Origin of the sequence: Shewanella psychropiezotolerans (assembly GCF_007197555.1) — a bacterium.
Classification (GTDB): Bacteria; Pseudomonadota; Gammaproteobacteria; order Enterobacterales; family Shewanellaceae; genus Shewanella; species Shewanella psychropiezotolerans.
The window spans coordinates 6,330,008-6,349,782 of record NZ_CP041614.1; the positions used below are offsets into that span (position 1 = coordinate 6,330,008).

Annotated in this window: 19 protein-coding genes and 1 pseudogene; 13 read left to right on the forward strand and 7 right to left on the reverse strand. The window is 48.1% G+C overall.

The window, feature by feature from the left end:
• Nucleotides 1–325 precede the first annotated feature (325 nt).
• The 8 genes from FM037_RS27820 to FM037_RS27845 all read left to right on the forward strand — a co-directional run bounded on the left by FM037_RS27820 (nucleotide 326) and on the right by FM037_RS27845 (nucleotide 8,264).
• Nucleotides 326–1,513: an ATP-grasp domain-containing protein gene (locus tag FM037_RS27820; protein WP_144048670.1), complete on the forward strand. Its 1,188-nt coding sequence runs from the start codon at nucleotides 326–328 to the stop codon at nucleotides 1,511–1,513.
• Nucleotides 1,513–2,460 (forward strand): IucA/IucC family protein, encoded by a 948-nt coding sequence (locus FM037_RS28915; protein ID WP_221937448.1) that lies wholly within the window; start codon nucleotides 1,513–1,515, stop codon nucleotides 2,458–2,460. Before FM037_RS27820 ends, FM037_RS28915 begins: the two co-directional genes overlap by 1 nt.
• Nucleotides 2,461–2,495: 35 nt before the next feature.
• The gene (locus FM037_RS28920; RefSeq protein ID WP_221937449.1) at nucleotides 2,496–3,278 is read left to right on the forward strand and encodes an IucA/IucC family C-terminal-domain containing protein; all 783 of its coding nucleotides are present in this window, start codon (nucleotides 2,496–2,498) and stop codon (nucleotides 3,276–3,278) included.
• Nucleotides 3,269–3,391: a hypothetical protein gene (locus FM037_RS30060; RefSeq protein WP_267874840.1), complete on the forward strand. Its 123-nt coding sequence runs from the start codon at nucleotides 3,269–3,271 to the stop codon at nucleotides 3,389–3,391. The genes FM037_RS28920 and FM037_RS30060 overlap by 10 nt, the downstream gene beginning before the upstream one ends.
• A 5-nt stretch (nucleotides 3,392–3,396) precedes the next feature.
• Complete coding sequence (locus FM037_RS27830) at nucleotides 3,397–4,476, forward strand: MFS transporter (RefSeq protein ID WP_221937450.1); 1,080 nt, start codon at nucleotides 3,397–3,399, stop codon at nucleotides 4,474–4,476.
• Nucleotides 4,454–6,286 (forward strand): IucA/IucC family protein, encoded by a 1,833-nt coding sequence (locus tag FM037_RS27835; protein ID WP_185976925.1) that lies wholly within the window; start codon nucleotides 4,454–4,456, stop codon nucleotides 6,284–6,286. Before FM037_RS27830 ends, FM037_RS27835 begins: the two co-directional genes overlap by 23 nt.
• A gap of 2 nt (nucleotides 6,287–6,288) precedes the next feature.
• On the forward strand, nucleotides 6,289–7,524 hold the full coding sequence (locus tag FM037_RS27840) for a type III PLP-dependent enzyme (RefSeq protein WP_144048672.1): 1,236 nt from the start codon (nucleotides 6,289–6,291) through the stop codon (nucleotides 7,522–7,524).
• A gap of 401 nt (nucleotides 7,525–7,925) precedes the next feature.
• A complete protein-coding gene (locus tag FM037_RS27845) occupies nucleotides 7,926–8,264 on the forward strand; it encodes a type I restriction endonuclease subunit M (RefSeq protein WP_144048673.1) in 339 nt (112 codons plus the stop codon).
• Nucleotides 8,265–8,617: 353 nt separating this feature from the next.
• Here the strand turns inward: FM037_RS27845 and FM037_RS27850 are convergent, their stop codons facing one another.
• Entirely contained in the window at nucleotides 8,618–9,169 is a 552-nt protein-coding gene (locus FM037_RS27850) for a porin family protein (RefSeq protein ID WP_144048674.1), read from the reverse strand.
• Nucleotides 9,170–9,664: 495 nt separating this feature from the next.
• Between FM037_RS27850 and mtnC the strand changes: the two genes are divergently transcribed.
• Complete coding sequence (mtnC, locus tag FM037_RS27855; RefSeq protein ID WP_144048675.1) at nucleotides 9,665–10,342, forward strand: acireductone synthase; 678 nt, start codon at nucleotides 9,665–9,667, stop codon at nucleotides 10,340–10,342.
• 77 nt (nucleotides 10,343–10,419) lie between these two features.
• On the opposite strand, the gene FM037_RS27860 is transcribed toward mtnC, so the two are convergent.
• Entirely contained in the window at nucleotides 10,420–11,223 is an 804-nt protein-coding gene (locus FM037_RS27860; protein ID WP_144048676.1) for a DUF4344 domain-containing metallopeptidase, read from the reverse strand.
• Nucleotides 11,224–11,333: 110 nt separating this feature from the next.
• Between FM037_RS27860 and FM037_RS27865 the strand changes: the two genes are divergently transcribed.
• On the forward strand, nucleotides 11,334–11,774 hold the full coding sequence (locus FM037_RS27865) for an acyl-CoA thioesterase (RefSeq protein ID WP_144048677.1): 441 nt from the start codon (nucleotides 11,334–11,336) through the stop codon (nucleotides 11,772–11,774).
• Nucleotides 11,775–11,777: 3 nt separating this feature from the next.
• Nucleotides 11,778–12,024 (forward strand): annotated as a pseudogene (locus FM037_RS30510) (GNAT family N-acetyltransferase).
• Between the two features lie 28 nt (nucleotides 12,025–12,052).
• On the opposite strand, the gene FM037_RS27875 reads toward FM037_RS30510, so the two are convergent.
• From FM037_RS27875 to FM037_RS27895, 5 genes are all read right to left on the reverse strand, one after another.
• Entirely contained in the window at nucleotides 12,053–12,457 is a 405-nt protein-coding gene (locus FM037_RS27875; RefSeq protein WP_144048679.1) for an acyl-CoA thioesterase, read from the reverse strand.
• Between the two features lie 358 nt (nucleotides 12,458–12,815).
• Entirely contained in the window at nucleotides 12,816–14,612 is a 1,797-nt protein-coding gene (locus tag FM037_RS27880) for an AMP-dependent synthetase/ligase (RefSeq protein ID WP_144048680.1), read from the reverse strand.
• Nucleotides 14,613–14,740: 128 nt separating this feature from the next.
• Nucleotides 14,741–16,063, reverse strand: a complete 1,323-nt coding sequence (locus FM037_RS27885; protein WP_144048681.1) for a hypothetical protein — start codon at nucleotides 16,061–16,063, stop codon at nucleotides 14,741–14,743.
• A complete protein-coding gene (locus tag FM037_RS27890) occupies nucleotides 16,060–16,917 on the reverse strand; it encodes an ABC transporter ATP-binding protein (RefSeq protein WP_144048682.1) in 858 nt (285 codons plus the stop codon). Before FM037_RS27890 ends, FM037_RS27885 begins: the two co-directional genes overlap by 4 nt.
• A gap of 43 nt (nucleotides 16,918–16,960) precedes the next feature.
• Complete coding sequence (locus tag FM037_RS27895; RefSeq protein ID WP_144048683.1) at nucleotides 16,961–17,329, reverse strand: GntR family transcriptional regulator; 369 nt, start codon at nucleotides 17,327–17,329, stop codon at nucleotides 16,961–16,963.
• A gap of 87 nt (nucleotides 17,330–17,416) precedes the next feature.
• On the opposite strand from FM037_RS27895, the gene FM037_RS27900 reads away from it, so the two are divergent.
• Nucleotides 17,417–19,036, forward strand: a complete 1,620-nt coding sequence (locus tag FM037_RS27900; RefSeq protein WP_144048684.1) for an alpha/beta hydrolase — start codon at nucleotides 17,417–17,419, stop codon at nucleotides 19,034–19,036.
• Nucleotides 19,029–19,763 carry an ABC transporter ATP-binding protein gene (locus FM037_RS27905; protein ID WP_144048685.1) on the forward strand — a complete coding sequence of 245 codons (735 nt, stop codon included), beginning with the start codon at nucleotides 19,029–19,031 and terminating at the stop codon, nucleotides 19,761–19,763. The genes FM037_RS27900 and FM037_RS27905 overlap by 8 nt, the downstream gene beginning before the upstream one ends.
• Nucleotides 19,764–19,775: the final 12 nt, after the last annotated feature.

Consider the following 19,775-nt stretch of genomic DNA (forward strand, 5'->3'; position numbering starts at 1 on the left):
CCTTGCCACAACCCAAAATGATAATCATTATTGTTATCATTTAAGTTAATGGGTCAAGTCTTTTTTTGTGTTTTTTTTGTGTTTTTTTACCTACTGTTATCATGGTGTTACATCATGATGTGTTTTTAGGAGACTTATTAATCTCTTACAGAACGCAGAAACAAATTATATCCAAACGTAAATGACCTTTATTTGCGAATGATTTTCATTTAGATTTTAATCCCATCGCGGTCATTTAACGCTCACTTATTGCACATTTTCCAGCAGTTCTAGCTCCCCTTATGGGAGCCAGCGTATTTTATTTTTGTTGATAAGGGATACAGGTATGAAACCACAATTGGTTTTGATCACGCATGTCGAAAACCGAGCGGTAACGGAAGGGTTCGTACCCAGCGCCTTGAATATGGGGTATGACGTTTTTTTACTCACTGATCATGGATTAGCACACAAACAATATTTCGCCGGTAAGCAAGCCTGTCCGACCCAGATAATTGAATGTGACGTGTTTAATCCTCTGGCAATCATAGATCTGCTACACACATTGGCCATCTCACCCGAGGTGGTATTTTCAAATAGCGATCACCTACAGGCGAGTACCGCCATCGTCGCCGATTATTTCTTCTGCCCGGCTAAAGACTGGCACCTCTGCTATCAAACGAAAAATAAAGCGGCCATGCGAACCCGGCTTACCAACCAAGATCAGCCCAATGTGTGGACACATACCTGGTTAACGGGTCAGCCCCTCCCCAAGAACCTCCCATTTCCTCTGGTCGCTAAGCCTAGAGAGGGAGTAGCCAGCCTGAATGTAGCGTTCTGTGACGATCTGGATGCCTTGATAAAATACTCCTCCGCCATGGATAAAACTGATACCTGTATCTTATTAGAGGCTTATCTGGAAGGGCCCCTGTTCACCCTGGAAACCTTAGGTGACGGCGAGCGTATTCAGGCCATAGGCGGCTTCGATGTTAACTTGTCTGCCCTGCCTCACTTTGTCGAGACCCAGGCCAGCTGGAATGGTCCGGTCAGCCTTAAATACCGCGAGCAAGCCTTAGCTCAGGTAGCGGCATTTGGTGTTAATTTTGGCGTCTGCCACAGCGAATTTATCCTCACCAAACAGGGACCTGTCTTAGTCGAGATCAACTATCGCAGCATAGGTGATGGCCGTGAATTTTTACTGGATAAGCTCTTGCCCTTCAACTGGTTCGAAACCATCTTATCTCTGCACTCGGGTAAGCCCCTTGAAACCTTGGAGCTTAGTCGTTCCGAAGCCATTATTCGTTATTTCCCCAGCGGAAAATCCGGCCAGGTGCAGCTCAGTCCCGCGCCATTCGAGTGTCAGCATGGTGAGCAAGATATCAGCTTTGTGCCCATGAAAACTAAAGGCGATAGCGTCAAGTTAACCCATTCAAACAAAGATTACCTCGGGGTATTAACCCTGATCGGCCCTGACAGACAGGAGTTGTCAGCCAAGGCCGATGAATTCAGCCATGAGTTACTCTGGGAGCTGAACTAATGTCATCATCTCAATCCTATATTTGCCAGAGAATCATAGATACTTGCCTGCGGGAAAACCTGTGTGACCTTATGGGTCAAGGCTCAGTGATAAGCCATCTTCCCCATAACGAAGGTATCTGGCCCGAGGCCCAGCCTCAAGCTTGGCTAGAGGTGAGTCACCTTGGAACTCAGACCCTCTATATCCCTCTGGCTACAAGCGATTATATGCAGGATTGGCGCGCCGTTTCCCCGGCCTGGCTTGCCCAAGAGGTTCCCGGAGCAAGCTTGAGCTATATGAAGGGATATCGGCATTGGTTAGAGACCCTGTCCTCAAATTTGACTCAGGAAGAGAGAGAGCTCTTCAGCCACTATATTCACGAGGCTGATTGTGCTTCGGAGCAAGATCTCCTCTGTCGCCAGGCATATCAGCAGCTAAAAGAGGGCTTGAGCGCCGAATTTGAAACCATGACCGATTGGCACCACCAGCTATTGTTCGGTGATCAACTGGCTTCCTATCTGGATCACCCTTATTATCCTACCGCTCGGGCCAAGGTGGGCTTCGATGCCGACGCACTCGCTCGTTATGCACCTGAATTCGCTCCCAGATTCGAACTTAACTGGTTGGCGATAGACAAGAGCCTGGTTTCACTGACCTCCATGGTTCCGGATTGCTGGCCTAGTTTCGCCGACGTCGGGCTGGATATCAATGACACACAGAGCCACCATCTGTTTCCCCTACATCCTTTGACCTTGGCAGGTCTGCCGGACTTACCTCCCGGGGTCATACTCGCTCCCAAGTCTGCCATTACGGTTCAGCCAACTCTATCGGTACGCACCTTGGCTCTGATCGATTTCCCTGGCATTCACATCAAGGTTCCGCTGATGATGGCGACACTGGGGCGAAGAATATTCGTTCCATCAAACCCAGCACTATCTATGACGGACATTGGTTCGAGCAAACCCTGACCGAGCTCGCCGCTAACGATCCTCAACTGACCCCATTGTTCGAACATGTCGATGAGCAGCACGGAGGACATTTCGGGGATCGTAAAGAGTTTGCCTATATCGTCCGCAGCTACCCATTATCCATGCAAGACAAGCACTTGGTCGCCGTGGCGGCCCTGGCTAGCGAGATGCCGGATGGACGCCTGTACCTGAGTCATCTGGCCGATAGCTACTATGAAGGTGACTGTCAGGCCTGGCTAACCCAATACCAGAGCCTCTTACTCAAGGTTCACTTACGCCTGTGGCTCAAATACGGCATAGCCCTGGAATCTAATCAGCAAAATGCCGTGATTGCCTATCAAGATTCTGGCTTATCTCTGGTGATGAAAGATAACGATTCGGCGCGATTACTGCCCTGGCGCTATCAGCAAGCCGTCCAAGATCCACAGCTGGCCGAGATAAGAGTCGCTAGCCTGATCGATCTCAGAATTTTGGTGGAAGACGATGAGGCCCTGGCGCAGATGTTTACCACTATCACTTTGCAGCTCGATATCGCCGCCATCATAGAAGCTATGGCGGGCAAGGGCTTAGGTGATCGAAAAAACATGTACCGTCAATTGCGTCAGCTGATAATGGCCGAACTCGATGCCTTAGACAGAGATGGTATCGACACTGAATACGCCCGTCACTATCTGCTGGGACAAACCTATCTACCGATAAAATACCTGCTGAGTTCCGGCAGCCTATTGAGCAAAGCCAACTCGGGAGCCAGCGACGTCAACAAATTCTATGGCCATACGGCACCTAACTTCTTAAGTGAGCGATTCCTATGCGAGTGATCTCTGTGGTGCTGTTCTGCCACTTCTTAACCGCCTTCACCGCCTTAGGCATGCCCCTGTTCCTGCCGAGAATGCTGGCGAGTCTAGGGGAAGTAGCTCGGGTTACCTTATAGGTATCATGTTTGTCCTACCCACCATATGTGCGGCATTGACCGCTCCCTGGTGGGGACGGTTTGCCGATAAATTTGGCAAGAAGACCTCTCTGCTGCGAGCTCAAGTCGGCCTGGTTGCAGGCTTTCTCCTGTCCGGCTTTGCCGACTCGGTCTGGTGGTTTGCCGCCGGACTGATATTGCAAGGGATAAGTGGTGGTACGCTCGCGGCATCGAACGCTTACCTGAGCCGTCTATTTAAAGACAAGGAGTTGGCCAATAGCCTGAATCTGACTCAGAGTTCGGCGCGTTTAGCCCTAGTGTGCGCCCCCATAGCCTTAGGATTATTTACCCATATACAAGATCCCTTAATGATCTACCGGGCTTTGGCCCTACTGCCCTTGTTGGCATTTCTGGTGTGCTGGCGTCTGCCGGACGACACTAAGATCATTGATGCTCAGGCTAATGGCTGCAATAAACCTGCGGTTAAGCCAGAGAAACTGACCGCCAATGCTGTCGTCGATAATCAGGACACGGAAGAGAGGCGACCTTTCTCGCACCTGTTATGGCTCCAGTTCCTATTCTGTTTCGCCATGGTCGTCACCTTCCCCTACTTCTTACTCTATAGCGAGCAGTTAGGCACCCAGAGCGATGCACTAAGCGGTTTCTATTACAGCCTGCCCCATCTGGTTTATCTCCTGTTTGCCTTCCAGGCTAAAAAGTTAACCTGGTCGGCTAAACAGCAGACACAGCTAGGCTTCATCCTGCTAGGTCTTGCTTGTTTCGGTCAGTTCCTATTGATGGAAAGCAGCTGGCTTATCGCTCTGAGACTCCTATTCGGCTTCGGCATGGTGCTGCTCTTCAGTGGTCTGCACCTATTTGTCAGCCAGCGAATTAATCAACGACAGGCCGGTTTGAGTTTTGGCCGTTTCGATGCCTGGGGCAAGTGGGCCGGCGTGTTAGCTGGAGTAGGCGCGAGCTATGCCAGTCAATGGGGCTCTCTACATTGGCCCTTCCTGCTTGCAGCCCTTAGTTGTGGCTTAGGTCTGCTGGTTCTGATGTTCTTTTTCAATGAGGTACAAGATCATGTTGGTACAACACAAAGCTAATGTTTCCCCGACTATTGACAAGTATTGTGCTCAGGCTCATCGACATATGGCCCAGGATAATGCCATTGCCTGTCTGTTAAATTGTTATATTCGGGAATACGCTCAACCCCATAACCAGGTCTGTCTGGACGATAATAATCCTGATTGTCCCATGGCATTTACCCAGGGGAAATTAGCGGCCCATAGCAAGGTGAGATTGATCTTCCCCGAATCCAACTCGGTGTTAATTCTGGTTGCCGATCGCATCAGTTTACTGGGACGCTGCCGTTTCATCAGTCAGCCTTACCTGAAGAAAACTGGCTCATCCTGGCAGCCACTCGACTCCCATGCCTTGGCTAAATTCATGCTTAAACACTTGGCCATAGTCACAGATAGCGAGTTTAATCATGAGCTGCTGGAGCAAATCAGCAACAGCGTCGATGTCACTCAAGCCTTTATTCAAAGAGCTCATGGCCCTTATAAACCACAGACCCAAGCAATCGATTCTTGCTCCGGTCTTATTGCGTCCGAGCAGAGCCTGCTCTGGGGCCATGCGATGCACCCGGCGCCTAAGAGCCGTCATGGGGTGGCATTCGACGACATGTTGACCTGCTCTCCAGAGATAGGCGCCAACTTCCCTCTCTACTGGTTCAAGGTCGATAAGTCTCTGGTCAAACAGCTGTATTGTAGTGAGTCTATGCCTCTAGATATGATCGACAAGCTCCACTCGGCAGCAGAGTGCCTGTACCCCTGTCACCCCTGGGAAGTTAAGACCATCATGACCCAGCCCTTAGTGCAGCAAGCCATTGAACAAGGATTACTCTTACCTTTAGGCTCTCTGGGCCACAAGGTTTATCCCACCTCTTCGGTCCGCACCTTATATGCCCCAGAAATAAATCGCTTCCTGAAGTTCTCTATTCATGTGCGACTGACCAATTGCGTGCGCAAGAATGCCTGGTATGAATTAGAGAGTGCCATTGGCCTGAGCCGCCTGCTGATAGATCTGCAGCAGCAAGCCTACTTCCACTGCCCTAAATTCACTCTAATGGCGGAGCCCGCTGCCAGCACACTGGATTTCAGTAGCCTAGGAGAAGAAGCCAGCAAGACACAGATCCGCACCTTGACTGAGAGCTTCGGCATCCTATACCGAGATGGTATAGACAGCGAGCTGGAGAAAAAATACCAACCTCAGATGGCGGGGGCATTATTCGCCTGGGATGTCGAAGGACACAGTATCTGTCAGGGTCTGGTTACACGCTTAGCCAATCAAAAAGGGCTAGGTTACGACCAGATGGCAAGCCTATGGTTTAGTGCTTATCTAGACACCCTGTTACCCGGAGTCTTCTATTACTTCTTCAAGCAAGGTATCGCCTTCGAGCCGCATCTGCAAAACACTCTAGTTGGTTTCAGTGATGGCCTACCCGCCTTCGTCTGGCTACGGGATCTGGAAGGGACCAAGCTGCTGCCAAATTTCTGGCCGAGGGAGGCCCTGACAGATCTATCGGATAGCGCCATCTCCTCCGTCTATTACAGTCGAGAGCAGGGCTGGAACCGCATCGCCTACTGCACCCTGATCAATAATGTCAGCGAAGCCATCTTCCATCTGGCCGCTGGTGATAGGAAGTTAGAGCTTGATCTGTGGCACAGCCTGAAACAAACCATAGTCCAATGGCAGCTGGTCGAGGGCGAGCAAGCCGAACTACAAGGCCTATTGGAGGGGGATGATATTCCGTCGAAAAATAATCTAACCACCCGCTTGCTCAAACAAGCCGACAAACACTCAGGCTATAACCGCGTACCCAGCCCCTTTTCTCATTTAGGTCAGTCTTAATCATGGATAGAATTACCCAAGCAATCGATAAACTCGCGGCTAAGCAAGATAAACATACACCTCTATGCGCCTACATCTATGATCTTGCCTCTCTACGGGATCACGCCAAGGAGATAGTCTCGGCCCTACCGAAAAACTGTGAGTTTTATTATGCCGCCAAGGCTAATCCCGAAGAAAAGGTCCTCAAGATCTTGGCACCTCTGGTAGATGGCTTCGAAGCCGCCTCCGGAGGAGAGCTCAACTGGCTACATAAATGTCAGCCCCAGATGCCTCTTATCTTCGGCGGCCCGGGGAAACTAATCAGCGACTTGTCTTATGCGATCGATATCGATATTGAGGCTATTCATGTTGAAAGCCTACTGGAGCTGAGCCGCATAGCCAGTCTGTGCAAACAAAAACAGCGTCGCTGCCGTATCTTGCTACGAATGAACATAGGCCTGGATGGCATAGAACAGACCCGACTAACCATGGGAGGCAAGCCCACCCCATTCGGGCTGGATGTTGACGCGCTTGACTCTGCTATCGCCATTATCCGCGAGCAACCGTTTATAGAGTTACTGGGATTTCATTTTCATCTGATGTCACACCAGTTAGACCCCCAACGCCACCTTGCCTTGATGAAATTGTACTTCCGCACATTCAAGAGCTGGTGCCGGGATTATGAGCTTGATCTGAGTCTGTTGAACGTAGGTGGCGGCATAGGCATAGATTATGTGAATCCGCAGCAGAAATTCGATTGGCCCAAGTTCTGTAGCGAGCTGGCAAGCCTCATAGAGCAAGAATCCATGACACAAGTTAGCATACGCTTCGAGTGTGGCCGTTTCGTCACTGCCAATGCCGGCTGTTATGTGATGCAAGTGCTGGACATCAAGCAGAGTCATGGGGAATGGTTCGCCATAGGGCACGGCGGTACCCATCATTTCCGCACTCCAGCGGCCCAGAGTCATGACCACCCTTTCTTTGTACACTCAAGATCGTCAGTAAAGGCTGATCCAGCTCCTGAAATAGAGTCTGGTAAGTCAGAGTTCTGTATACCTGAGCCCAGCATAAAAGCACAGCATGTGACTCTGGTGGGCCAACTCTGTACTCCGAAAGATGTGTTAGCCAGACAGCAATATATCGACAAGCTAAATCTGGGCGATTATCTGGTGTTTACTCAAGCCGGAGCCTATGCCTGGAATATTTCCCATCAGAACTTCCTGATGCATGCCGCACCAGAGATGGTGTTTCTCGATTAATTAGAGGGAAGGTGGTCTGAACGATGAAGCTGGCTCATCGTTTAAGCTGGTTTCATCTGACGTTATGAGTACTTAGTGAGATTATGGTACTCATAGCTGTATTTATGTAAATCATCTAGGGGGGCTATCTTCGAGTTTAGAGAATACGTTTACACGAGCTAATTAGCTCTAATCCTTTCCTGATAACCTTAAAACTTTGATCTAGTTCATTTATTACATCAGGGATACCTTTATTAGCTGGCATCTTGCTTGTTCTTTGCGAATCTACTTCAGCTTTTCTACGTCATAACCTGCTTTGCATGAAGTCGGATCCATTTGGCTTTCCTGCACTTCAGAAGTATGACAAGTGCTTGCACCGTCAGGCGAGAAAAGCGCAATAATTTAGATAAAAGGAACATATAATGAAACACTCTAAAGAGTTAAGTCAAAGCGAGCACATCAACACCTCTGACAGCATTCCATTCGAGCTTGGTAATATTGTCATTAAGGAAACTGTGCGAACACTCTTGAGAGAAACAATGGAAACGAATCCTCAATGTGTAGGGGTATCCCTTTTGCTAGAAAGACATAAAAATCGTGACTGGGGAGAACTATGCTCCGAGGGTAAAGCAAGGAATGATGAAGCCACTAAATCTGATGGCAGAATCTTCTCCAGCTATGCATACGGTAAAGAGCAGGTTTGGATTATCACAGAGAAAGACAGAAAAACAACGACTGTCTTACTCATGGATGACTACTGAATCCCTTGGTTTCTCTCGTTTAAAGAGTATTTTTTGGTGAGCTTTACTTAGAGAAATTTAAGTAGAGAGCTTATGCGTAGAGAACTAGCGTTCTCTACTTTTATTCATTCCATAGGGTGTATGAAGAATGGAAATGAGCTGTGCCGCCTACTCTCCCAGATGACCAAGAGGAAAGTAGTCGGCATTCACTACATATAGCTTCAATAGCTTATACCTTAGACAGCTCTTGCCTTTCTCTCCTCACTAACAGCAGACAATTTCAAATTTTCCATCTGTAGACTAGATGACTTCCCGTTAGAAGGCGAAAGCCATGATAATAACTTCTCTACGCGAGAGGCATGGATACCAAGCCGTTAGAATCGGTAATGCAAACCGACTCCATATTGAACAAGGCTAATATCGGCAAAGTAATCATCACGCTTGTCGGATTCTGGGTCTGTTTCACTGATCTCATAAAACACTCGCAGCGCCAAAGACTGAGTTAACGTCACATCCACACCAGCACCAAACAACCAACCAGTGCCTTGATAACTCTCATCAACATTGTCATCGTCGCTATAAGTCCTATTGACCACCAGTCCAGCCTTCAAATAAGCCGTGACACTGTCAGTAAAAGCATGTCGCACCACAGGCGAAATTGTCATGGCCGCCATACGAAAATCCATTTCATCGACAAAACTATCGGTCGCAAAAATGCTCGCTTCAATGCCAAAGCTGTCATTAAAGTTATAACCACCATAAACACCGAACCCAGTAGCAGACTCATCAAACGCACCGATATTATCTTCTATGGCCGTGTTATTAACTTGACCACCCAGGTAAAAACCCAGATCTTTAGCGGCAAAAGCAGGTGTTGTCGCCGCGGCCAGTAACATGCCTGCGGTTAACAGAGAGTTGAGTTTCATTGCTATCCCTATATTTGTCTGTTTACTGTATTAAATGCACCCGCTGCATTTTGGTAACAATAATAACCCTTAAAAACGCTTGCATATTAACGTCTTAAAAACATAAAAACAAAACTTCTTCTCCAGAAGTCGACACAAGGATACTGATTAGCTTTCGGAGGGAATAGAAGAAGAGCTAATACCTGCTGTTTTATCATTATTGTCACTCCTGTGATTTTGATAAACAGCCAAGCTAGCACCATTTTTAGCTTTGACTAATCCTTGTCCAATCCATGTCGAATCAAATCCCAGTTCAATCCTCCTTGGTAAAGGTCAAGGTAACTTATAGATCACTATCTAGCTTCATATGAGCATTTATGTGGCATATTCGGTAAATTTAATACATTTTGAACACAGATTAGGCTAGTAATAGCGGAGATTTCAGCTTAGGATCGACATTGAAAATAACGTTATCAGTTACTGGAACATCGATTCCGGGCACATTGTGGAGTAATCATGGGTATCAGAGCCATAGTTGTAGATACAGCAGGTACAACAACCGATCTTAGCTTTATTAAGGACACGCTGTTTCCTTATTCAGCCAAGGTACTACCCGATTTTCTTAAAGAAAATGAACACAATGTTTTAGTAGAAAACTGCATTTGTGATGTGAGAGATATCGCTCTAGAGCCAGATGCTTCACTCGAGCGTGTTACCGAGATCCTGCAGCAGTGGGTGGCCGAAGACAGAAAAGCCACGCCGCTTAAGACATTACAAGGCTTAATCTGGAAGCAAGGATATGCCAAGGGCGAATTCACCGGTCATATCTTCCCTGATTTTATCCAGGCTATCGATGGAATTAAACAGCAAAACATGCGTATTTACAGCTTCTCATCTGGTTCTGCAGAAGCACAGAAGCTACTGTTTGCTCACAGTGATGGCGGCGACCTAACCCCTAAGTTTGATGGCCATTTCGATACCCGTACCGGTAACAAGCTGTTCAAACAGGCTTATTGCAACATCATCAACACCATCAGCTTAGCGCCTAAGCAAGTCCTGTATATTTCTGATGTGGTTGAAGAGCTTAAAGCGGCCGAAGAAGCGGGTATGCGTACCATGCAGATGGTTCGCTCAGATGACCAGCGTACAGGCAGCCATAAGCAGATCACCAGCTTCGCCGAACTGACATTCTAACAACCGAACATATTTTTATATAAGAAAGCACTCTAAATAGAGTGCTTTTTTATGTCTGCTCTTTATACCGATTGGTATTATTTCACCTTGCTCGGTAAAACACTGTAACGCTCTTTTAACCTGTCCCAGTTTTCCGTTTGTCTGAAATACTCCTCCTCACAGTAGCTATCTCTTTCAATTTCTAACTGAGCTTTAGAAATAACCTTGCCGTATTTCTCGGGATTGCTGCCGTATATCAGGCATAAGGTACTGAAATATCGCTGGGCATCTAAACTATGTTCATCCCAGAAATGATCATCATCAAGCTCTTTAATATCCTCATCTTCCAACGAAAACAGATCGGCTGCGCTCAAGGCAATATCAGCGCCATTATCGAAGGAGTGAATGAGCATTAGCGTCGCTAAGGTATCAACCGCATCCTCCTCCTTACCGAGCACTATCACCTGATTGCTAAAGATATAAGCATGGCCATATTCATGGGCAAGAGTATGCATCAAGACGTCGCGGGTTGCATCTTCTGGGCTCACACCTGTCTCTTGGTAGTTGTCATGATGGAAACGAGCATAAACCTCTGTCACAAACTCATAAGGAATAAGTATCTGACTGCTATCAGGGTCAAACAGAGGACCGTCTTCAGCGCCATAGATTATCGTCAGTGCTTGCTTCATGGGAAGTTGCTCATCGAATAGGGCAAGCATCTGTTTCGATATGGGTTTAATCAGATTTTTGGCTTGCTTATCTTCTGCGTTTTTCACCGCAATATAGCGGTCTGTTACGGCTACTGCATCCAGACTAATGCTCAACAACATTAGCACGACTAACGTTAGTCCAGTAACTGCCAGCGTACCGAAGATACTTGCTTGGCGAATTCTCAGTCCCATAAACAGGTCAACCTCATGCTATCTATATAGTTTGTTCAACTTGTTGCCACTATGACATGCTGCTATGCTGCCCCTCAAGTTAAACAACCGTTTGAATAACGAGAGGCAGCATGCTAGAACAGTTTATCGCACAAAACCCAGTCCACACAGAGATCACCGTAGCCTGGGGAGAGATGGATGCCCTACAGCACGTAAATAATGTGGTCTACTTCAAATATTTCGAGACAGCGCGGATCGATTTCTTTAGCCAGATAAACCTGCTCGGCGATCTGAAAATAACCCAAGTTGGCCCTGTACTGAGTGATAATCATGCCCGCTATAAGCGCCCTGTCACCTTTCCCGACACCTTGTTAGTGAGCGTGAAAATTAGCGATATCAAGGCCGACCGCTTCATGATGAATTATACGGTTTTCAGCAAGGCTCAAGAAGCTGTCACCACCTTAGGTAGCTCGCAAGTCGTGATGTTTAACTTCAAGACAGGTAAAAAAGCGACGCTGACCCCAGAGCTACTCGATGCCCTAAAAACCTATAAAGAAGTGAAAGCGGAGTAATAAATGATCGAATCAGTGGTTAAACATCTGAAAAACGAGCACAGGTTTGTCATCCATTCAGACACAGAGCAAGCCGTACTTGTTTATAACAATTAATGATGACCAGGTTGATTTCACCAGCACTTTTGTGCCCGATAATCTGCGTGGACAAGGATTTGCCGAAAAATTGGTTAGATATGGATTAAGCTGGGCAAAAGCAGCTAACCTCGAGGTTAAGGCTAGCTGTTGGTATGTACAGAAGTTTTTATAGTCAGCCCTTTAATATCAACAAAAGCGAACTATTCACCAGTTAGCTTTGCAAGCTGAGATTTAACCTCGGCTGAAATCGGCTGACTCTTATCTATACCGTAATCGTAATGCACCAGAGTCGTCTTAGCTTCTGAGGTCATCTTCCCCTCTTGCCAGCTCTGCTGAGCCACCTCGAAGCTAGAGTTACCCACCCGGCTGATCCAAGTTTTTACCGATACGGTAGAACCATAATTAGTCGGCGAAGTATAAGCAATGGTAAAACCCGCCACTATCAGGTTCCACTGACTTAGGTCCAGGCTAGGATTGAAGATCTCGAATACCGGCTCACGTGCAGCCTCAAACCACACAGGAAGCACAGTGTTATTGATATGGCCCAGACCATCGGTCTCATTAAATCTTGGCTGGATGGCTAAACTAAAAAAGGTCTCTGACATATCTCAATATCCTCTTATTATTCTTGCTGTTCTAATACCATGCCATATAAGTATCTGGTCAGTTCAGAGACTCTCAGTTTTTTCAATTCAAGACACATTGATGAGGAAATGGTTATTCCCTTTTAAGTCAATGTAACACAGAAGTGGAAACACTGAGAGCCTCACGCAGTGCGGGTTTCAAAGCCCTTTATGCTACGTTGAATGTTCTCGATATAGAATAACTATTAGCTTCAAACATTCGCCTTGCCTGCAGTGCTTTGAACTCCCGCTGAATGATCAGATACTTACTCGGAATGGTATAACGTCATCATTGCTTGATAACGTCACACTGTGACATGCATAGAGATGCGAAGCAGATCTATTTACCATACATAGCACTGATCTCACGGGCATACTTATGATAAATCACCTTACGACGTAGCTTCATGGTCGGTGTAATAAGACCCGCTTCCATCGAAAAAGCTTCCGGTAGCAGAGTAAACTTCTTAATCTTCTCGAAACCAGCCAGATCGCTCTGCAGTGTCTTGAGGCGTTGATCGAAATGCTCGATAACATGGCTGTGACGTAACAGCTCCATGGGTGACTCATAATGCAGCCCCTTCTCTTTCGCCCATATTTCGAGTGTTTCGAAGGCTGGGACAATCAAGGCGGAGACATAGTTTTTAGCATCGGCAACAATGGCAACTTGCTCGATGAAAGGACAACAACCGACCTTACCCTCGACGCGTTGTGGCACGATATACTTACCATTAGAGGTTTTCATCAGCTCTTTAATACGATCGGTAATAAACAGGTTGCCATGCTCATCTATACGACCCGCATCGCCGGTCTTCAACCAGCCATCTTCGAAGGTATCTGCGGTTTCTTGTGGACGGTTATAGTAACCGCGCATCACGGTATCGCCGCGAACAAAGATCTCGTTATCTTTACCTAATTTGATCTCGACTTCGGGGATGGCATTGCCGTTAGAGCCGGGAACGCGATTAGCCAGAGTATTACAGGTAGCTGTGGCAGTCGTTTCAGTCATACCGTAGCCACACAACACAGGTACGTCGATACTCTGGAAGAAGGCACTCACATTAGGGTCTAGCGCAGCACCACCAACAGGCATAAACTTGAGGCGTCCGCCCAGTACCTGTTTTAGCTTACTAAAGACCAATTTATCGGCCAGTTTCCATTGCAGGCTCAAAGCCAGTGATGCCTTCTCGCGGCCCTGACCCACCTCAGATTGACGATGACCCACATTCATGGCCCAGGCGAACAACTTCTGACGGCTACTCGGTGCCTTAGAGACTTTATCCTGTACCGCGCTATACACCTTCTCTAAAAATCTTGGTACCACACAAAGCGTGTGTGGGCGTACCTGGACTATGGCTTCTTTGACCGCCATGGGGTTTTGCAGATAAACGTTATGACCACCACGGCTAAGCACGTAGAAACTCCAGCCACGTTCGAACACATGGCTCAAAGGTAGGAAGGCCAGAGACACGTCACCGGGAGTAAATGGTAAGAAGCTATCGTGCTGACGCACCATAGAGGCAAAATTACGGTGATCCAACATCACGCCTTTTGGCTCACCAGTGGTACCTGAGGTGTATATCAGGGTAAGCAAGTCATCCAAATTGGCCGCATCGAGTCGTTTATCCAACTCGATGAGTGTCTTTGCCGGATAGCTGTCGGCAATAAGGTCGTCGAAGTAATGATGATTGGCATTGTCTTGCAGGGTGACGTTCTTATCGAACACCACCACCTGTATCAAGCTGGCACATACGTCAGTCAGTTTACAGGCCATCTCGTAATGAGCTTGATCGCCGGCGAAGATAAGTTTCGCCTCGGCATCATCGATAATATAGCTCGCCTGTTCGAAGGTGCTAGTCGGATAGATAGGCACTACTACGGCGCGAGTCTTGAGACAACCAATATCGGCACAGGTCCACTGAGGGCTGTTCTGTGCAAGGATAGCCACGCGATCTTGCGCCTCGAAGCCAAAATTAATCAAGGCTTGAGCTACCTGGGAGCTGATGCTACCGAAATCGCTCCAACTCACCTGATGCCATGGGGCCGCCATTTCGTATCCTTCGAGCGCGATAGCATCGCCGAGTTGCAGGCTCTGCTTCTTGATTAATCGTGTTAAATGATACTGCTCGAGTGACATATATTTGGGGCCTTTTTAAGCGTACAGGTGTTCCTGTTTCCGGACATTTTACGTCAATGGCCCAAGAAAAATAAGAGCAATTGCTCAACTTTTGTTAGTTCTGCCACAGTTTTGTAAAATTTGTGGCCTTAAACCAGATCGCCTTTCCACAACTTTTTACTTCCCCACCATATAGTTAGCATGGATATACCAACTAGAGCCAGATCTCCCGCAAACCATAGCCAAACGTCGGTTTCTTCGGCAAACACACGTAAACTTCCCGAAATCCAAGCCGAATGCGCAATAATTATCAGCATAGTTGTGGACAGCTGTAGTGCCGTTTTACACGCACTCCCAGCCCCCAAGAGAAAACCACAACCGAAGAAGGTGCTCAAGACGAGGTGGAACCAGATAGCAAAAGTGATGGCTGGATTGAATAACGCAACCAGAGCCGCGGTAGCCGCCATGATCAGGGTGAACAAGATTAACAAGTTAATTTGAGAGCGATTAAACGCATCTATCATTCCCTGCTTGCCACTGAAGCCTGGCAGCATAAACAGAGTTTCTACCGCTCGCCAACGCTGAATACGGCTCCAATGAACCATAGTGCAAGCCACACAGCTAAACTGCACCAACATAAACAGGGCCGGGACCTCCACGCCCACCAGCTGAGCCAACGCCGCAACTATGAGTGTGATTATCGGCATGGCTATGATTAACAGGGCCAGCAAGGGACCCATGAAGAAATTAACCGGATGAAGATGCTTTTCGAGCTTAAAGATCAAGGGGTAAGACTTAGCATTGGGTAGCCAAATTCCTCCCATCTCCAGCGCGTTGAGATAGATAGTCCTGGCATCGGGATGCCAGCCACTTACCAAGGCTCTTTTCCATATAGCCCAGACTAAAGTCAGGTTAGCGAGCACCACTGCCGCTATCATCACAGGAGAAAGAGATTCGGCTATCGAGTCAATGAAGAGTAAAGACAGATAGAGCAAGATAGACAGATAATAGACAGCCATCTTTATCTGGCATAGATAAACAAAAATCAGTCCTAAACCCGTCGCTAACAGCAGTTGGGTAAATGCCGCCTCCAACCCTACCAGTAAGCAGACTAAGGTGCCGATAGAAAATGAGCTCAGCAGCATGAAGCTGCACTGAAAGAATATGTTCCGTCTATATTCAGGGATCAGTATTGACCACTCTGTCGCCGCTAACCGATTCAGCTGCCAGGCCACCGCCGCCGATACAGAGACCTGTACCAGGCCTAAAATAAGAGGAAGAATCTCGAATTTTTCGAATCCAATGATCGGCACCAGCATCAATAAACCCAGTAATGTGACTCCCATAAAGCTGGCGCTACCCAGATCGTAGAACCAGAAGCGGATCACGCCTGCGAATCGACACTGCAATAATTTCAGCCAAGGGCCATTATCACTCCTGGGCTGAATCAGCTCTGGGTTAGTGCGACTCATCTGTGCAGCTCCATAAACAGCTGTTCAAGATTCAGTGATTGGGCCGATATATCTGGATACTTCACAGCGCAGAAATTATCCACCAGCACCTTGTTGCCATGCTGGTTGAGCACGTTTAGCCCTTCCGGTATCTCTTCACCATTTGCAAACGTAAGCAGCTTGACCTCTTCGCGCACACTGTCCATCTCCTTGAACAACACCAGCTCGCCGGATCTCATGAGTGCCAGATGACTGGCGACACGTTCCAGATCTGAGGTGATGTGGGATGAAAACAGCACGGCCGAGCCAGATTCAAGCGCCAGCTCGAACAGATCAGACATAAATTTGCGTCTGGCTATGGGATCCAGGCTAGCAACAGGCTCATCCAGAATAAGTAGCCTAGGTCGGTAGGCCATGGCCATGATCAAGGCCAGAGACTGACGCTGACCCACAGACATGCGTTGAACTTGTTGCTTAGAATCGAGATTGAAACGCTCAAGCCAGGTATTCTCAAGCTGCCGATCCCACGCGGGATAGAAGCTTCTATGTAATTCCAATGCCCTGGAGACACTGAAGCCCTCATAGCCGAAGGGTTGTTGTGGCACATAACCTATCTGCGCCTTAGCCTCTGAGCTAAGTTGATTAACCGGCTCACCTAAGGTGGTGATCTCACCCGAACTTGGCTCTATGATCCCAAGCGCACAGCGCATCAGGGTCGACTTTCCCGCACCATTTTGCCCCAATAGACCCACTACCATGCCGGGGAACAATTTTATTGAGAGGCAATTAATCGCAGTCTTATCGGCCTCGTCTTTAGCAGAAAAACATTTGCTGACCTTGTTAAACTCAAGAATCGGCGCTTGGTTCATATCCATCAGTTCAATCCTTTGTTCTTATTTTGTTTATTCTTTTACCGCTTTACCAACAAGTATCGATGAGTTCCATTAACTCATCACGACTGATGCCTAATTGTTTGGCCTGGGACACGAGCTCATCAACCTCGGGCTTAAGCAGCTGGGCACTCGAAGTTGTCTCGCTATGTTCACGTTTAGCCACTCTGGTAGGTTGGCCACGGCGCCTCTCCAGCCATCCCTGCTCGACCAGCTGCTGCACAGCCCTGGAAACTGTCATGGGGTTTACCGACAGGTGCTCGGCCATCTTCCGCACCGAAGGCAGCACTTGTTCTGTTTCTAATTGGCCACCCACAATTAAACGCACAATCTGTTCGCTCAACTGTCGATATATGGGCTCACCACTACTGGGGTTGACATTTATTAGTTCTAACATTAGCCTTTAGACACTGTATTAATACATTGATACACCGATACGTAATTTAGCATAGATTGAGTAATTTTCAAGAAAGGAATAGCCAGTATGTTTCATGGAAAGCGAGACAGGTCAGAGACAAGAAAGGCCATAAATAGTGTAAAGGGCAAGCCATTAATGACGCTGATCGGCACACTCGTTATCAGCAGCATGATTCTCAACCTTCCCGCCTTTGCCTCTGCAGATGCTGATAACAGCGAGAATAACACTGAGGATCCAGCTAGCCAGAATGAGCAAACCTGCTATCTGGATGGCCTGTCTGAGCAAGTTAACTGCGGCTTTATCACGGTACCGGAGAATCCCGCTAAGCCAGATGGAAAGCAGATAGAGATCCACTATGCTGTGCTGGCTGCGATAAAAAGCGATAATCATTCCGAAGCCTTTCTTGCCATCGCCGGCGGCCCGGGCCAATCTGCCATAGATAACGCCGCAGGCTTCAGCCGTATGTTCAGAAAGATACGTCAGAGTAGGGATATCTTACTCATAGATCAGCGCGGCACCGGACGCTCCAATATCCTAAATTGCGAAGGAGACGGCTTCGAAGATGCCCTGGCCATTAACGAAGCAGATTTCGATGTAGCCACCGAGACTCAAGCCTGTCTGGATGAACTCGACGCCGATGTCACTCAATACGGTAGCCTGAATGCACTGGATGATTTCGAAGCCGTACGCAAGCATCTCGGCTATAAGAAGCTGCATGTATATGGCATCTCCTACGGCACTCGCATGGCACAGCTGTATCTAAGTCACTACCCGGAAGCACTATCGACTGTCACCATAGACGGCGTAGTCCCGATGCAACAGAGTGTACTCGCCATCGGCAATGCCATCAGCCGCGCCTTCGATTTGTTAATCAAGGATTGCAACACCAACAAACTCTGCGGCGCTCAGTTTCCCAACCTCAAAGCAGACTTAGCCAGTGTCGATGCCAAGCTAGCCATAGCACCAATGGTCAGCCAGGTACAAGACCCGTTAACTGGCGAGGCAACCCAACTCACCATGACGCGGGCCAAATTTATGGGAGCCATCAGAATGGCCCTGTATATGCCTAATGTCCGCGCGCTTATCCCACATGCAATCAGTGAGGCCGCTAAAGAGAATTTCCAACCTATCTTAGGTCTGTATTCTCTCACTATCGATAGCACAGGCATCGCCATGGGCATGCATGCCTCGGTTATTTGTGGCGAAGATTGGCAACGCCTCACAACTGCCGAGCGAGACGCCGCCAACCAAACCTATTTTGGCAGGGAGATGGTGACCACATTCGAACAATCCTGTGCCATCTGGAATATGCCAGCCGTAGATGCCGACTTCTCTGCGCCCATTAGCAGCGACATTCCCACCTTAGTGTTATCGGGAGAGTTAGACCCGGCCACACCGCCGAGTTGGGGGGAGTTAGCCATGGAAAAACTCACTAATGCCAGGCACTTTATTGCTCCTTATGCTACCCACGGAGTCGCTCATCAATCTTGCGGTAATGACCTTATCGCAGAGCTAGTCGACACTGGCAACGTGCAGGATTTAGACGGTGAATGCCTGAACAAGGATGTGAGTCGTAACTTCTACCTCAATGCCAGTACAGTCGAGGCCATTCCCGCCCCGGAACATACACAAGAGCCCGTACAAAAGCCAAAGCAAGCCATAGCCCAAGGAGCTAGCCATGATTAAAGTATCTAATCTATCTAAGCGTATCGGCGAGGTTCAGGCACTGGATGATCTGAGCTTCGAGGCCAAAGATGGCCAAATAACCGGACTGCTTGGTCCTAACGGTGCGGGCAAGACCACCTGCCTGAGAACCATTTTCGGTCTACTCCAGGCAGACAAAGGTATCGCCGAGATAGATGGCATTGACGTGTCTAAATCTCCTATCGAAGCCAAACAGCAGTTGGGGCTGTTCCCGGATCCTTTCGGACTGTATGAAAGACTGACCCCGAGAGAGTATGTGAGTTATTTTGCCGAACTCAATGGCTTATCGAGAGTAGAAGCCAAAGCTGCCACCGCTAAGGTACTCAGCCAACTACATATGGATGATATTGCCGACCGTCGCTGCAAAGGTTTCTCCCAGGGCCAACGCATGAAGACAGCACTAGCTCAGGCCATAGTCCACCAGCCAACTAACATCATACTCGACGAGCCTACTCGGGGCTTAGATGTGATGAGTACCCGAGTACTGAGAGATCTGTTGAAAGAGCTCAAGGAGCATGGGCACTGTGTCTTGTTCTCTAGCCATGTGATGCAGGAAGTTGCCGCACTCTGTGATCAGGTGATCGTAATGGCGGACGGTAAAGTCGTTGCCATAGGTAGCCCGGATGAGCTGTGTCGCCAGACAGGTAAGGATTCTCTGGAGGATGCGTTTATCCAGCTTATTGGAACAGATGAGGGAATAGCAGCATGATAACGGCCTCAC

Coding starts and splice junctions, on each gene's coding strand:
- FM037_RS27820 (WP_144048670.1), top strand. CDS start 326: ATGAAACCACAATTGGTTTTGATCACGCATGTCGAAAACCGAGCGGTA.
- FM037_RS28915 (WP_221937448.1), top strand. CDS start 1,513: ATGTCATCATCTCAATCCTATATTTGCCAGAGAATCATAGATACTTGC.
- FM037_RS30060 (WP_267874840.1), top strand. CDS start 3,269: ATGCGAGTGATCTCTGTGGTGCTGTTCTGCCACTTCTTAACCGCCTTC.
- FM037_RS27830 (WP_221937450.1), top strand. CDS start 3,397: ATGTTTGTCCTACCCACCATATGTGCGGCATTGACCGCTCCCTGGTGG.
- FM037_RS27835 (WP_185976925.1), top strand. CDS start 4,454: ATGTTGGTACAACACAAAGCTAATGTTTCCCCGACTATTGACAAGTAT.
- FM037_RS27840 (WP_144048672.1), top strand. CDS start 6,289: ATGGATAGAATTACCCAAGCAATCGATAAACTCGCGGCTAAGCAAGAT.
- FM037_RS27845 (WP_144048673.1), top strand. CDS start 7,926: ATGAAACACTCTAAAGAGTTAAGTCAAAGCGAGCACATCAACACCTCT.
- FM037_RS27850 (WP_144048674.1), bottom strand. CDS start 9,169: ATGAAACTCAACTCTCTGTTAACCGCAGGCATGTTACTGGCCGCGGCG.
- mtnC (WP_144048675.1), top strand. CDS start 9,665: ATGGGTATCAGAGCCATAGTTGTAGATACAGCAGGTACAACAACCGAT.
- FM037_RS27860 (WP_144048676.1), bottom strand. CDS start 11,223: ATGGGACTGAGAATTCGCCAAGCAAGTATCTTCGGTACGCTGGCAGTT.
- FM037_RS27865 (WP_144048677.1), top strand. CDS start 11,334: ATGCTAGAACAGTTTATCGCACAAAACCCAGTCCACACAGAGATCACC.
- FM037_RS27875 (WP_144048679.1), bottom strand. CDS start 12,457: ATGTCAGAGACCTTTTTTAGTTTAGCCATCCAGCCAAGATTTAATGAG.
- FM037_RS27880 (WP_144048680.1), bottom strand. CDS start 14,612: ATGTCACTCGAGCAGTATCATTTAACACGATTAATCAAGAAGCAGAGC.
- FM037_RS27885 (WP_144048681.1), bottom strand. CDS start 16,063: ATGAGTCGCACTAACCCAGAGCTGATTCAGCCCAGGAGTGATAATGGC.
- FM037_RS27890 (WP_144048682.1), bottom strand. CDS start 16,917: ATGGATATGAACCAAGCGCCGATTCTTGAGTTTAACAAGGTCAGCAAA.
- FM037_RS27895 (WP_144048683.1), bottom strand. CDS start 17,329: ATGTTAGAACTAATAAATGTCAACCCCAGTAGTGGTGAGCCCATATAT.
- FM037_RS27900 (WP_144048684.1), top strand. CDS start 17,417: ATGTTTCATGGAAAGCGAGACAGGTCAGAGACAAGAAAGGCCATAAAT.
- FM037_RS27905 (WP_144048685.1), top strand. CDS start 19,029: ATGATTAAAGTATCTAATCTATCTAAGCGTATCGGCGAGGTTCAGGCA.